This window comes from Lysobacter sp. CFH 32150, from assembly GCF_022758295.1.
In the GTDB taxonomy this organism is placed as follows: domain Bacteria; phylum Pseudomonadota; class Gammaproteobacteria; order Xanthomonadales; family Xanthomonadaceae; genus CFH-32150.
On the sequence record NZ_JALDWJ010000008.1, the window covers coordinates 92,922 to 106,129 of the forward strand.

Below are 13,208 nucleotides of genomic sequence, written 5' to 3' on the forward strand. Positions count from 1 at the left end.
AAAACTACTTGAATGCGCGCTTGCGCTGAACTCCACAAGAATTCAGCGCAGGTTGGCGAGGACGTTCAGGGTCGGTTTCGACAAATTGAGGGTGTAGAAATGCAATGCCGGTGCGCCGCCGTCGATCAGGCGTCGGCACAAATCCGCAACAAAATCGGCGGCGAAGGCGCGGATGCTTTCGACATCATCGCCGTAGGCGAGCATGCGCTTTGCGATCCAGCGCGGAATCTCGGCGCCGCACGCGTCCGAGAAGCGACGCAGCTGGGTGAAGTTGGAAATCGGCATGATTCCCGGCACGATCGGGATCTGCACGCCGAGCTTGCGTGCATCGTCGACGAAGCGGAAATAGGCGTCGGCGTTGTAGAAATACTGGGTGATCGCACCGTCGGCGCCGGCGTCGGCCTTGGCCTTGAAGTGGCGCAGATCGGCGAGCGCGTCGTCGGCCTGCGGATGCATCTCGGGATAGCAGCCGACTTCGATATGGAAGAAGCCGTCATGTTCCTTGCGGATGAACTCGACGAGATCCGAGGCATAACGAAAATCGCCGGTATGGCCCATGCCCGAGGGCAGGTCGCCACGCAGCGCGACGATGCGCTTGCAGCCCATCGCCTTGTAGCGTTCGAGCAACTCGCCCAGTTCGGTGCGGGTACCGCCGACGCAGGAAATATGCGGCGCGGCATCGAGGCCGTGGGTGTGATGCAGGCGCTCGACCGTTTCCGGGGTGTACGACAACGTCGAACCGCCGGCACCGAACGTGCACGACACGTACTCGGGCTTCTGCGCCTTGAGCTTCGCCGCAGTCTTGTCGAGCTGCGCGCGTTGTTCGTCGGTTTTGGGCGGGTAGAACTCGAAGGAAATCGGGAAGCGGGTCATCGCAACATCCGTCTCGGTGGCCGGGGCATTGCCAGAAACAGGGCGGGCGGCCGGAGCCGCCCGCCTGTAGTACTCAGTAGCGGTAATGCTCGGGCTTGTACGGGCCCTCGATTGCGACGCCGAGGTAGTCGGCCTGTTCCTTGGTGAGCCTGGTCAGCTTCACGCCGATCTTCTCGAGGTGCAGGCGCGCGACTTCCTCGTCGAGCTGCTTCGGCAGGCGGTAGACGGTCTTCTCGTACTTGTCCTTGTTCGCCCACAGGTCGATCTGCGCGAGCGTCTGGTTCGAGAACGAGTTCGACATCACGAAGCTCGGGTGGCCGGTGGCGCAGCCGAGGTTGACGAGGCGGCCTTCGGCGAGCAGGAAGATCGCGTTACCGTTCGGGAACACGTACTTGTCGACCTGCGGCTTGATGTTGATGCGCTTGGCGCCGGAAGCGTTCAGCGCATCGACCTGGATCTCGTTGTCGAAGTGGCCGATGTTGCAGACGATCGCCTGGTCCTTCATCGCCTTCATGTGATCGAGCGTCAGCACGTCCTTGTTGCCGGTGGTGGTGACGTAGATGTCGCCGCGGCCGAGCGTGCTTTCGATGGTGTTGACCTCGAAGCCTTCCATCGCTGCCTGCAACGCGCAGATCGGATCGATCTCGGTGACCACCACGCGCGCGCCGTAGGCACGCAACGAGTGCGCCGAGCCCTTGCCGACGTCGCCGTAACCACAGACGACCGCGACCTTGCCGGCGAGCATCACGTCCATCGCACGCTTGAGGCCGTCGGCCAGCGACTCGCGGCAGCCGTACAGGTTGTCGAACTTCGACTTGGTGACCGAGTCGTTGACGTTGATCGCCGGTACCAGCAGCTTGCCCTGTTCGGCGATCTGGTAGAGGCGGTGCACGCCGGTGGTGGTCTCTTCGGACACGCCCTTCCAGTCCTTGACCACGTTGGTCCAGAAGCCGGGACGCTCCTTGGCGACGCGCTTGAGCAGGTTCTTGATGATCTGCTCCTCGTGCGAGGACGCCGGTTCATCGACCCACTTCGAACCCTGTTCCAGCTCGTAACCCTTGTGGATCAGCAGGGTGACATCGCCGCCGTCGTCGACGACCAACTCCGGCCCGAGATACTGATTAGGAGCGTGGCCCGGGAAGGTCACCGCGTCGAGCGTGCAGTCCCAATACTCTTCCAGCGTTTCGCCTTTCCATGCGAACACCGGCGTGCCGGTCGCGGCGATCGCGGCGGCGGCGTGGTCCTGCGTGGAGAAGATGTTGCACGACGCCCAGCGCACGTCGGCACCGATGTCCTTCAGCGTCTCGATCAGCACGGCGGTCTGGATGGTCATGTGCAGCGAGCCGGTGACGCGGACGCCCTTGAGCGGCTTCGCGGCGGCGTGCTTCTTGCGGATGGACATCAGGCCCGGCATCTCGTGCTCGGCGATGTCGATTTCCTTGCGGCCCCAGTCGGCGAGCGAGATGTCGGCGACCTTGTAATCGTGGGCAGGTTTGACTTGTGCGTTCATGGTGTTGCTCCGTTGTTGGGAGTCCCTACTGCGGACTCGCATTAACGGGCGCCGTTGTTGCGTGGAACCTCGCCGAGCCTGGCCGTCCTTGCGACGGTCGCAGCGCCCCTCGGCGGGGCAGGGCACGCGGTATTGCGCCGCGTGCCTGTTTGTTTGCCGTTCCGGACGCAATGTCCGGAATGGCGATGGTTACTTCTTCAGGCCGGCATCCTTGCGCAGCTCGTCGGCCTTGTCGGTCTTCTCCCAGGAGAATGCCGTGGCCTTCTGCTTCTTGCCGTTGCCGTCGACATAGGTCACTTCCTTCGGCTTGCGGCCGAAGTGGCCGTAGGCGGCGGTGTCCTGGTAGACCGGGTGGATCAGGTCGAGCATCTTCACGATGCCGTACGGGCGCAGGTCGAAGTGCTTGCGGATCAGCTTCTCGATCTTGTCGTCGCTGATCTTGCCGGTGCCGAAGGTGGTGACGGAGATCGAAGTCGGTTCGGCCACGCCGATGGCGTAGGACACCTGCACTTCGCAGCGGTCGGCCAGGCCGGCGGCGACGATGTTCTTGGCGACGTAGCGCGCGGCGTACGCAGCGGAACGATCGACCTTGGACGGATCCTTGCCCGAGAACGCGCCGCCACCGTGGCGGGCCATGCCGCCGTAGCTGTCGACGATGATCTTGCGGCCGGTCAGGCCGCAGTCGCCGACCGGGCCGCCGATGACGAAGATGCCGGTCGGGTTGATGTGGATCTTGTTCTTCGGCAGCGACTTCAGCCATTCCTTCGGCAGCACCGGCTTGAGTACGTGCTCATATACGCCCTCGACCAGGTCCTTCTGCTTGATGCCCGGGTCATGCTGCGTCGACAGCACCACCGCATCGAGGCCGACGACCTTGTGCGCGCTGTCGTAGCGCAGGGTGACCTGCGACTTGGCGTCCGGGCGCAGCCACGGCAGCTTGGAATTCTTCTGCTTGCGGATCTTGGCCTGCTGCTCGACCAGGCGGTGCGAGTAGTAGATCGGCGCCGGCATGAATTCCGGTGCCTCGTTGCAGGCGTAGCCGAACATCAGGCCCTGGTCGCCCGCGCCCTGTTCCTCGGGCTTCTTGCGGTCAACGCCGGCGGCGATGTCGGGCGACTGCTTGCCGAGCATGTTGATGATGGCGCAGGTGTGGCCGTCGAAGCCGACATTGGAATTGTTGTAGCCGATGTCGTTGATGACCTTGCGTGCCAGCGCTTCGATGTCGACCCATGCGGTGGTCGTGACTTCGCCGGCGACGATCGCGGCGCCCGTCTTCACCATCGTTTCGCAAGCCACGCGCGCGCGCTTGTCCTGCGCGAGGATCGCGTCGAGGACCGCATCGGAGATCTGGTCGGCGATCTTGTCCGGATGGCCTTCGGAGACGGATTCGGAGGTGAAGAGGTAGCTGGACATCAGGCGAATATCCCTTAATTCGGATGAAAAGATGGCCGGTATTGTACAGGCCCCGGCGCGGATGCGCATCTTGCGCTTTTTTGCCCTGAGAGGGCCATAGGACGCTATGGGACGCTGTCATCGGGCTGTCGCGTAACCGCCACCTGAATGTCGCGGAGCACGTGCAGGCTGCTGGCCAGTGTGCAGCACTGCGTCCAATCCGCGCCCATGATCCAGCTCGAACGCCGCCTTGCCGAACGTTATCCGCACTGGTTCCGTGGCCGTCGCGCCCGGATCGCCAAACCTTTGCTGCGCACGATCGAACGCTGGTCGCGGCTGGACGCGATCGATGCCTTCCTCGCCGCGAATGCCTCGTTGCGCGGCTTCGCTTTCGTCGAGGCGGCGCTGCAATTCCTGCAGGCACGCTATGAGGTCGATGATGCTGAACGGGCGCGCATTCCAGCGCGTGGGCGGTTGCTGATCGTCGCCAACCATCCTTCCGGTGCGCTCGATGCACTCGCGCTGCTGCATCTCGTGGGCAGCGTACGCAGCGATGTGAAGATCATCGCCAACGACCTGCTCGGCGCGATCGAGAACCTCGACGGCCTGCTGCTGCCGGTGCGCATCCTCGGCGGCAAGCCGAGTGCGGAAAACCTGCGCGCGGTCGAGCAGGCTTTGCGCAACGAAGAATGCGTGATCGTGTTCCCGGCAGGCGAAGTCTCGCGCTTCGGCCCGCGTGGCGTGCGCGATACGCGCTGGCGCCGGGGCTTCCTGCGCTTCGCCCGCGCCTGCGATGCCCCGGTGCTGCCGGTGCGGATCGCGGCACGCAATTCGGCGCTGTTCTACGGCATCTCGGCGATGTTCAAGCCGGCTGGGACGGCGCTGCTGGCGCGCGAGATGTTCACCCGGCATGCGCGTCGCGCCGCGTTACGCGTGGGGCATCCGATTACGATCCCCCCAGACGGCGATACGGAAAGCCAGCTGCGCGACGTCCGCCGTGCGCTGTATGCGCTCGGCACGCCACGCGAACAGGTACCGATCGGTCCGGAGCCGCTGGCGACCCCGGTGGCACCCGGATTGATGCGCGCAGAAGTCGAACGCTTGGCGCCACTCGGTATGACGGGTGACGGCAAACGCATCTGCGTCGGCCGCTTGCAGGCCGATTCGCCATTGCTGCGCGAGATCGGCCGTCTGCGCGAACTGACCTTCCGCGCGGTCGGCGAAGGCACCGGCCGCAGTCTCGACCTCGATGTCTACGACAGTTGGTACGAACATATCGTGCTGTGGGATGACGCCCAGTCGAAGATCGCCGGTTCCTACCGCATTGCGCGTGGCGCATCCGTGCTGGCCGAGCACGGCCTCAAGGGGCTCTATACCGCGACACTCTTCCACTATGCGGACGACGCGCTGCCGCGCATCGCGCAGGGCATGGAACTCGGCCGCAGTTTCGTCGTGCCGGAATACTGGGGTGGTCGCAGCATCGATTACCTGTGGCAGGGCATCGGCGCCTATCTGCGCCTGCATCCGCGCGTTCGCTACCTGTTCGGCGCGGTGTCGATCAGCGCCGCATTGCCGATCGCCGCACGAGAGCAGATCGTCGCTTACTACGCACGGTTCTTCGGTGCGCAGGAAATCGAAGCGGTGTCGAAGCGGCCGTTCGTGTATCGCGCCGCACCGCCGCAGTTCGGCGAACTCGACGCCGACACCAGTTTCCGCGTGCTCAAGGCCAACCTCGACGCGCTCGGTGCCACCGTCCCGATGCTCTACAAGCAGTACACCGACCTGTGCGAGCCGGGCGGGGCACGATTCCTCGCGTTCGGCGTCGATCCGGATTTCAGCGATTCGGTCGACGGCCTGATCGAAGTCGACCTGCAACGCGTGCAGCCGAAGAAGCGCAAGCGCTACCTCGAAGCAGCAGCTCCAGTGGAGGCCGCGGCATGAGCCCGGCGACCGCGCTCCCCAGTTATCGGCGCGCGGTCTTCCTCTCCGACGTGCATCTGGGTTCCAAGCACTGCCACGCGGCGGAGCTGGCGGATTTCCTCGGCAACCTGCAATGCCAGCGCCTGTACCTCGTCGGTGACATCGTCGATCTCTGGTGGATGGCGCAAAGGCGCGCGGTCTGGGGCGCAGCGCACAACCGCGTGGTCGAAGCACTGCACCGGCTGCGTCGCGACGGCACCGAGATCATTTACGTGCCCGGCAACCACGACCGCCCGATCCGCCGCTTCTGCGGCCTGATGCTGCCGCGCATGTCGATCCGCCGCCGCACCATCCACACCACCGCCGACGGCCGCCGCCTGCTGGTCACCCACGGCGACGACTACGACAGCGCTACCCACTTCGGCAGCCTGCAGGAAAAATTTGGCGACTGGCTGTACTACCGCATCCTCACCGGCAACAAACTGTTGAACCTGGTGCGGCGTCGCCTGGGCAAACGCTACTGGTCGTTGTCCGAATTCCTCAAGCGCCAGAGCGGCGCCGCCGAACGCTACATCGCCCGCTACGTCCAGGCGGGCCTCGACGATGCACGCAAGCGCGGCCTCGACGGCATCCTCTGCGGCCATATCCATCGCGCGGCACTGATCCAGCAGGATGGCCTGGTCTACGCCAACGACGGCGACTGGGTCGAAAGCCTCACCGCGCTTGCGGAAGATCCTGATGGCACCTTACGGTTGTTGTCGCACAACGGCGAGACGCTCGCATCGTTGCCACCTCGGTTGCAATTGGTGATGGAAGCATCGTGGCCGCGCGCGGCGTGATCTAAGCCGCGGGCAGAGTCGATGGCCGGGGTAGCATGCCGGTCATGGATTCCCTGACCCATCTCTTCGTCGGCGGCGCGATCGCTGCCGCCATCGCACCGCCGCAGCATCGGCGTGCGGCCCTGCTCGCCGGCGCGGCGCTGAATTCGTTGCCCGATCTGGACGTGCTCCCACTGCTGCTGAGCGACGATCCGGTCGTGCGCATGACCTGGCATCGAGGCGCGACGCATTCGCTGCTGGTGTTGCCGTTCATGGCCTGGGCGCTCTGGGCCTGGTTCAAGCAGCGGGGCGGCCGCGTGGCGGAAGCGCCGCGACGCTGGTTCTGGGTATTCATGGTCACGCTGCTCGCGCATCCATTGCTGGATGCCTTCACGGTCTACGGCACGCAGCTGCTGTGGCCGTTGCCGCTGCCGCCGGCGATGTGGTCGAGCCTCTTCATCATCGATCCGGCGTTGACCTTGCCGCTGTTGCTGGCGTGCGTGGTGGCCTGGCTCGCTCGTGAACGGCTGCTGGCACAACGTGCGCTGTCGTGCGGGCTGGCGGTCGCGGTCGCTTATCTCGGCTGGTCGCTGCTGGCCAAGACGATGATCGAGCGGGAAGCGCAACGGTCGCTGGCGATGATCGGGCTGGAGGACGCGCCACGTTTCTCGGTGCCGATGCCCTTCAACACGTTGTTGTGGCGAGTAGTGGCGATTACGCCGGACGGCTTCGTCGAAGGCGAGCGTTCGCTGGTGGCCGACCGCGGCCCGATGCAATTCCGCGCCTATCGCTCCGATGTCCCGGCACTCGAAGCGGTGCGCGGTTTTCCCGCGGTGGCGCGACTGCTGTGGTTCAACCACCACTTCGTGAAAGCGGAAGCGCGCGATGGCGAACTGGTGTTGTCGGACCTGCGCATGGGCGCCGAACCCGACTATTCGTTCCGTTTCGCCGTGGCCGCCCGCGACGGTGGTGGCTGGCGTGCGATACCGGTCGAACAACTGCAATGGCCGTGGCAGGCGCGACGGCGCCTTGGTGCGATGTGGCTTCGCATCTGGCGGCAACCCGAGCCAGCCGAATGCGGTGCCGGTTGCCGTCCCGAGACGATGTCAGCCGATTACATGTCATCCGATTAGAAGCCCCGCGGAAGCATCGTTCCGCGGGGCCCGGTTACATGCAGATTTGGTGCGTTATGCCGCTGCCAACGTGGCGCGCATCGCCTGCGCCGCCGCCACCATCTTGCGTAGCGCCGCGTCGACCTCCGGCCAGCCGCGGGTTTTGAGGCCGCAGTCCGGATTCACCCACAGCTGCTGCGGCGTCAGCACGTCCAGTGCCTTGCGCAGCAGGGCCGTGATCTCGGCGGTATCGGGCACCCGTGGCGAGTGGATGTCGTACACGCCGGGGCCGATCTCGTTCGGATACTGGAACCGAACAAACGCGTCGAGCAGTTCCATCCGCGAGCGGCTGGTTTCGATCGAGATCACATCGGCATCCATCGCCGCGACGGCCTCGATGATGTCGTTGAACTCCGAGTAGCACATGTGGGTGTGGATCTGGGTCGCGTCGTCGACGCCGCTGGCGGTGATGCGGAAGCTGCGCACCGCCCAGGCCAGGTAGGCCGGCCAATCGGCGCGGCGCAGTGGCAGGCCTTCGCGCAATGCGGGTTCGTCGATCTGGATGACGCGGATGCCGGCGGCTTCTAGGTCGCGCACCTCGTCGCGCAGGGCGAGTGCGATCTGCCCGCACACTTCCGAACGTGGCAGGTCGTCGCGTACGAACGACCACTGCAGCATCGTCACCGGTGCGGTCAGCATCCCCTTCATCGGCCGCGTGGTCAGCGATTGCGCGTAGCGCGACCATGCCACCGTCATCGGCTTCGGTCGCGCGACGTCGCCGTAGATGATCGGCGGCTTCACACAACGCGAGCCGTAGCTCTGCACCCAGCCTTGCTTGGTGAAGGCGAACCCTTCGAGCTGCTCGCCGAAGTATTCGACCATGTCGTTGCGTTCGGGCTCGCCATGCACGAGTACGTCGAGGCCGGCCTCTTCCTGGAAGCGCACGGCGATCTCCACCTCGCGCCGTAGCAGCGCTTCGTATTCGTCATCACCAAGACGGCCGGCACGATGCGCGGCGCGCGCCTGGCGCAGTTCGTCGGTCTGCGGAAACGAGCCGATCGTGGTGGTCGGCAACGGTGGCAACGCCAGCGCCTTGGCCTGCAGCGTGCGGCGGGTGGGGTAGTCGCTCTGGCGTTGGGAGGAACCCGGACCCAGTGCAGCGAGGCGCTCGCGCACGCGTGGACGCACCACGCCGGGCGCATGCTGGCGCTGCGTCAGCACCGACTGCTGGGCGTCGAGCCTCGCCTGCGCCTCGGCATTGCCGGCGAGCGCGTCGGCGTACCAGCGCAGCTCTTCGAGTTTCTGGCGGGCGAACGACAGCCAGCCGCGCAGCTGCGGGTCGAGTGCGGTTTCGGGTTCGAGATCGATCGGCGTGTGCAGCAGCGAGCACGACGGTGCCAGCCACAACCGTTCATCGCCGAGCTGCTGGTGCGCGCGACGCAGCAGTGCAAGGGTCTGATCCGGCGCGCTGCGCCAGATATTGCGGCCGTCGACAACGCCCGCCGAGAGCACGGCGCGCGCGGGCAGGCTCTTGAGCACGGCATCGAGTTGCTGCGGTGCGCGCACGAGGTCGACATGCAGGCCATCGATGCCCAGCGTCGCGGCGAGCTCGAGGTTGTCGTCGAGTGCACCGAAATACGTTGCCAACAGCAGTCGCGGACGTCGCGCCAGGACGTTCAGTTGCGCATACGCACGCCGGTATGCGGCGCGCGCGGAATCGCACAGATCGAGTGCTAGGCAGGGCTCGTCGAGCTGTAGCCAGTCGGCGCCGGCGGTGTGGAGTTTTTCCAACAGTTCGGCGTAGGCAGGCAACAGCGCATCGAGCAGATCGAGCCGATCGCTGCCGTCGACCGTCTTGGCCAGCAACAGGAACGACACCGGCCCCAGCAACACCGGCCTGGCGTCGTGGCCGAGCGCCTTCGCTTCGAGGAACTCGGCGACCGGCTTGTCGCCGACCAGCGCGAAGCGCTGGCCGCGTTCGAGTTCCGGCACCAGGTAGTGGTAATTGGTGTCGAACCACTTGGTCATTTCCAGCGCGTGCAGATCGTGGCCGTCGCGTTTGTGGCCCCGTGCGAGCGCGAAATAACCACGCAGGGGATCGTCGGCGAGCAGCGGCCGATAGCGTGTCGGGATCGCATCGAACAGCACCGCGGTATCGAGCACGTGGTCGTACAGCGAGAAGTCGTTGACCGGCACCACGTCGGTGCCGGCCTTGCGAGCGAGCGCCCAGTGCCGTTGTCGCAGTTCGCGCGCGGTTGCCTGCAACGCGTCGGCGTTGCTGTCGCCGCGCCAGTAGTTTTCCAGTGCGCGCTTGAGTTCGCGTTTGCGGCCGATGCGCGGGAAACCCAGATGTGTAACGAGTGACATGTTGAAATTCCTCTTGCCGGATGGGTGATCAAGAGGAACGAAGGCAACCGCGTGAGCGAATCGCGTTGTTGTGAATCGCGCCGCGCGGTTTCGACCTTCGCCCCCACGGGCGAACCGGACACCGCGGGCAGGCAGGAACGACCGCACCGCCAGTCGTGGCGGCACATGCGGACGCTCCGGCGTTTCCCCGCGGAAACCCAGGTCGGACGACGCGCCTTGCACGCTTGCGCGTGTTGCGGCACGCCGGCCTGCGGCAGGTCTTCGGGCTCGTGGACACGAGGCGTTGTGGGCCTCACCTACTGTCCGTCGCTTCCCAGGCTTTCACCCAGTGCATGACGGAGGTCGTTTCCACATACCGCTGCGGGGCAGCCCCGGAATTGGCTCGATGAGCCGCACCGGGTTCCCTCTTAGCTTTATCGCTCCATAAGGATTGAGCGATAAAGACCGCTGGCGAGGGGGAAGTTACGCGCGGCGAGGGGTTGCGTCAATGCACCGATGCCGCGGGCATGCGGGCCGGGTAGGCATGAGCATACGAGGCCTCAGGCTGCGGCCGGCAACTCCGGGGCGACCCCGGCGATCAGCGCGTCGAAATAATCGCGTGTCAGCTGCAACTGCGCTTCGGCGGACTCGGCGCGATTCACGAGGGCACGGAATGCGGCCCGCTGCTCATCGGAATGCTCGGGACGATCCTTCGCATACCAACCCAGGTGCTTGCGCGCGATGCGGACACCGGCCGGTTCGCCATAGAACGCGTGCAAATGCGCGAGGTGGCCGAGCAGCACATCGCGGACCTCCTGCAGCGAGGGTTCCGGCAGCAATTCGCCGGTGGCGAGGTAGTGCGCGATCTCGCGGAAGATCCATGGCCGACCTTGCGCGGCACGGCCGATCATCACCGCGTCGGCACCGGAGTGATGCAGCACGAACGCGGCCTTCTGCGGCGAGTCGATATCGCCGTTGGCGATCACCGGGATCGTCAGCGCGGCCTTCACCGCCGCGATCGTGTCGTACTCGGCGACGCCGGTGTATTGCTGGTCGCGCGTGCGTCCGTGCACCGCGAGTGCCTGCACGCCGGCGTCCTGTGCGATGCGCGCGATGGTCAGCGCATTGCGCTGATCGGCAGCCCAGCCGGTGCGGATCTTCAGCGTCACCGGCACGTCGACGGCGTTGACTACGGCTTCGAGAATCTGGGCCACCAGGGTTTCATCGCGCATCAGCGCCGAACCAGACCAGGCGTTGCAGACCTTCTTCGCCGGACAGCCCATGTTGATGTCGATGAGCTGCGCGCCGTGATCGACGTTGTAGCGTGCGGCCTCCGCCATCACGGCGGGCACGGTGCCGGCGATCTGCACGCTGATCGGGGCCGGTTCGCCGTCGTGATCCATGCGGTGGCGCGATTTGCTGGTATTCCAGAAACGCGGATCCGACGTCGTCATCTCCGACACGCACGAACCAGCACCAAGGCGCTTGCACAGCACCCGGAACGGTTTGTCGGTGACACCCGCCATCGGGGCGAGGATCACCTTCGGGACGATGCTGTGGGAGCCGATCTGCATCCGGGCATTATCGCCGGACCGTACGGCTACCGCGTGAGCTGGTAGAGCTCGAACCTGCTGCCGTCGGCATCAAGGATCAGCAGGAGTTCGTTGGGCCCGGTGCGCAGGAGGCGGCCTGCGCTGTTGGTGTGCTCGAAGCCGTCGATCGACGGCCGGCGCGGGTCGTAGTCAAGCGGCGGGTCGTCGTTGACGGTGTTCGCACCGAGGAACGCCAGCTGGCGTACGTCGCCTGCGATGGGCCAAAGGAACCCGGAGCGCCGCTGCGATCCGCTGATCTTGGCAAAACGATAACCGCAGGCGGCCTTGTCGATGCGCGCCTTGAAGGTCGGGTAGGCATAGGCGAAATCGGCATGGACCTGGATCGAGCACACGCGCCAATCGCCCTCGATGCGCCCGAGGGGTTGCGGTTTGCGCGCCTGTGCGAGCAGCGTGCGCGCCAGGCCGGCGCCGGAAATGTATTCGGGATCGTCCGACTGGGTCGGAATGCGCGTCAGCAGCGGTGTCACTTCGGCTTCGACCATCGCCTGATGTCGCGGCAGTGCGATCGCCTTCCAGTTGCAGCGTTCGGCTGCAGTGGCATCGGCTGCCAGCAGCAATGCGGTGATCAGGAATGCGCGCAACATGACCCTGTCTCCATGGGGGGCTCAAATAGTGCCGAAACGAGCCGCGACCTGCGCCAGTCGCGGCATCGATGCGGCCGCGCCCGCGGTTTCGGTCGAGAGCGCGGCATAGCGATTGGCGAAACGGACGTGCGCGGCGAACGACGCATCCGGCGTGTTCGCCAGCGATGCCGCCAATGCGCCGTTGAACGCATCGCCGGCACCGGTGGTGTCGATCACGTTGGCCGCTTCGGCGGGAAGGCGGTAATGCGCATTCCCGTCGCCGCGGACATTGGATCCGGCGTGCGAAACGAAGCAGCCGGCAGCACCGAGGGTGATGACGACGCTGCCGTGTGGAAGCAGGCGGCGGCACAGCGCGTGCAGGGTCGCGTCGTCCTGCGTCGTGAGCGTGTTGGCGTTGGCACGTTCGCCGGTGTGGCGTTCGAGCTGGGCGCAGAACTCGGTTTCGTTCGGAGTGAGCACGTCGGTGAGCGCGAGCAGCGCAGCCGGCACGGCCGCGTTCGCCGGCGCGGGATTCAGCAGGGTCGTAACGCCGGCATCGCGCGCGAGCGAGAAGGCCGCGGCGATGGCGTCCGATGGCGTTTCCAGTTGGCCCAGCAGCACGCGTGCGCTGGTGACGGCAGCAGCTTGTTGTGCGGCGAACGCCGGCGACAACGTGGCATTGGCGCCCGGGCCGATCACGATGCTGTTGCGCCCCGATGCATCGACGAAGACGCCCGCCGTGCCGGTTGGCGCTTCGCTGCGCTGGTCGTGCAGCGCGATGCCATCGGCAGCCGCCAACGCGCGTGCGAGTTGCGCGCCGACGTCATCGCCAAGAGCACAGACGAACAAAGTGTCGGCCCCGGCCCGTGCCGCCGCAGTGGCCTGGTTGAAGCCTTTGCCGCCGGGGCCGGTTGTATACCCACCGCTCAGCGTCTCGCCCGGTCGCGGCAACGTGGCTGCGGTCCAGACGTGGTCGACGTTGAACGACCCGATGACGACGACGTTAGTCATGACGTTGGCGGTTCATGATTCCCGTAGGGCGGGTCTTGACCCGCCGCATG

At 65.6% G+C, this 13,208-nt stretch carries 10 protein-coding genes and 2 riboswitches; of the genes, 3 read left to right on the forward strand and 7 right to left on the reverse strand.

Annotation, left to right across the window (positions count from 1 at the left end):
• Nucleotides 1–42 precede the first annotated feature (42 nt).
• From metF to metK, 3 genes are all read right to left on the reverse strand, one after another.
• Entirely contained in the window at nucleotides 43–873 is an 831-nt protein-coding gene (gene metF, locus MO486_RS11955; protein WP_242907926.1) for a methylenetetrahydrofolate reductase [NAD(P)H], read from the reverse strand.
• A gap of 73 nt (nucleotides 874–946) precedes the next feature.
• Nucleotides 947–2,383 carry an adenosylhomocysteinase gene (gene ahcY / locus MO486_RS11960; protein ID WP_242907928.1) on the reverse strand — a complete coding sequence of 479 codons (1,437 nt, stop codon included), beginning with the start codon at nucleotides 2,381–2,383 and terminating at the stop codon, nucleotides 947–949.
• A gap of 39 nt (nucleotides 2,384–2,422) precedes the next feature.
• A riboswitch (S-adenosyl-L-homocysteine riboswitch) is annotated at nucleotides 2,423–2,500 on the reverse strand.
• Between the two features lie 72 nt (nucleotides 2,501–2,572).
• A complete protein-coding gene (gene metK, locus MO486_RS11965; RefSeq protein ID WP_242907931.1) occupies nucleotides 2,573–3,796 on the reverse strand; it encodes a methionine adenosyltransferase in 1,224 nt (407 codons plus the stop codon).
• A gap of 207 nt (nucleotides 3,797–4,003) precedes the next feature.
• On the opposite strand from metK, the gene MO486_RS11970 reads away from it, so the two are divergent.
• The 3 genes from MO486_RS11970 to MO486_RS11980 are packed head-to-tail and all read left to right on the forward strand — an operon-like array spanning nucleotide 4,004 to nucleotide 7,646.
• On the forward strand, nucleotides 4,004–5,716 hold the full coding sequence (locus MO486_RS11970; protein WP_242907933.1) for a lysophospholipid acyltransferase family protein: 1,713 nt from the start codon (nucleotides 4,004–4,006) through the stop codon (nucleotides 5,714–5,716).
• Entirely contained in the window at nucleotides 5,713–6,534 is an 822-nt protein-coding gene (locus MO486_RS11975) for a UDP-2,3-diacylglucosamine diphosphatase (protein WP_242907935.1), read from the forward strand. Before MO486_RS11970 ends, MO486_RS11975 begins: the two co-directional genes overlap by 4 nt.
• A gap of 44 nt (nucleotides 6,535–6,578) precedes the next feature.
• A complete protein-coding gene (locus tag MO486_RS11980) occupies nucleotides 6,579–7,646 on the forward strand; it encodes a metal-dependent hydrolase (protein ID WP_242907937.1) in 1,068 nt (355 codons plus the stop codon).
• Nucleotides 7,647–7,700: 54 nt separating this feature from the next.
• Here MO486_RS11980 and metE read toward each other — a convergent pair whose 3' ends face one another.
• From metE to MO486_RS12000, 4 genes are all read right to left on the reverse strand, one after another.
• Nucleotides 7,701–9,992: a 5-methyltetrahydropteroyltriglutamate--homocysteine S-methyltransferase gene (metE, locus tag MO486_RS11985; RefSeq protein WP_242907939.1), complete on the reverse strand. Its 2,292-nt coding sequence runs from the start codon at nucleotides 9,990–9,992 to the stop codon at nucleotides 7,701–7,703.
• 234 nt (nucleotides 9,993–10,226) lie between these two features.
• A riboswitch (cobalamin riboswitch) is annotated at nucleotides 10,227–10,456 on the reverse strand.
• Between the two features lie 75 nt (nucleotides 10,457–10,531).
• Nucleotides 10,532–11,545, reverse strand: coding sequence for a tRNA dihydrouridine synthase DusB (gene dusB / locus MO486_RS11990; RefSeq protein ID WP_242907941.1), 1,014 nt, complete (start codon nucleotides 11,543–11,545; stop codon nucleotides 10,532–10,534).
• A gap of 26 nt (nucleotides 11,546–11,571) precedes the next feature.
• On the reverse strand, nucleotides 11,572–12,168 hold the full coding sequence (locus tag MO486_RS11995; RefSeq protein ID WP_242907946.1) for a DUF4893 domain-containing protein: 597 nt from the start codon (nucleotides 12,166–12,168) through the stop codon (nucleotides 11,572–11,574).
• Nucleotides 12,169–12,189: 21 nt separating this feature from the next.
• The gene (locus MO486_RS12000; protein ID WP_242907948.1) at nucleotides 12,190–13,158 is read right to left on the reverse strand and encodes a ribokinase; all 969 of its coding nucleotides are present in this window, start codon (nucleotides 13,156–13,158) and stop codon (nucleotides 12,190–12,192) included.
• Nucleotides 13,159–13,208 lie beyond the last annotated feature (50 nt).

Bases quoted from the DNA above. Each gene is read 5' to 3' on its own strand.
- metF (WP_242907926.1), bottom strand. From the start codon at position 873: ATGACCCGCTTCCCGATTTCCTTCGAGTTCTACCCGCCCAAAACCGAC.
- ahcY (WP_242907928.1), bottom strand. From the start codon at position 2,383: ATGAACGCACAAGTCAAACCTGCCCACGATTACAAGGTCGCCGACATC.
- metK (WP_242907931.1), bottom strand. From the start codon at position 3,796: ATGTCCAGCTACCTCTTCACCTCCGAATCCGTCTCCGAAGGCCATCCG.
- MO486_RS11970 (WP_242907933.1), top strand. From the start codon at position 4,004: ATGATCCAGCTCGAACGCCGCCTTGCCGAACGTTATCCGCACTGGTTC.
- MO486_RS11975 (WP_242907935.1), top strand. From the start codon at position 5,713: ATGAGCCCGGCGACCGCGCTCCCCAGTTATCGGCGCGCGGTCTTCCTC.
- MO486_RS11980 (WP_242907937.1), top strand. From the start codon at position 6,579: ATGGATTCCCTGACCCATCTCTTCGTCGGCGGCGCGATCGCTGCCGCC.
- metE (WP_242907939.1), bottom strand. From the start codon at position 9,992: ATGTCACTCGTTACACATCTGGGTTTCCCGCGCATCGGCCGCAAACGC.
- dusB (WP_242907941.1), bottom strand. From the start codon at position 11,545: ATGCAGATCGGCTCCCACAGCATCGTCCCGAAGGTGATCCTCGCCCCG.
- MO486_RS11995 (WP_242907946.1), bottom strand. From the start codon at position 12,168: ATGTTGCGCGCATTCCTGATCACCGCATTGCTGCTGGCAGCCGATGCC.
- MO486_RS12000 (WP_242907948.1), bottom strand. From the start codon at position 13,158: ATGACTAACGTCGTCGTCATCGGGTCGTTCAACGTCGACCACGTCTGG.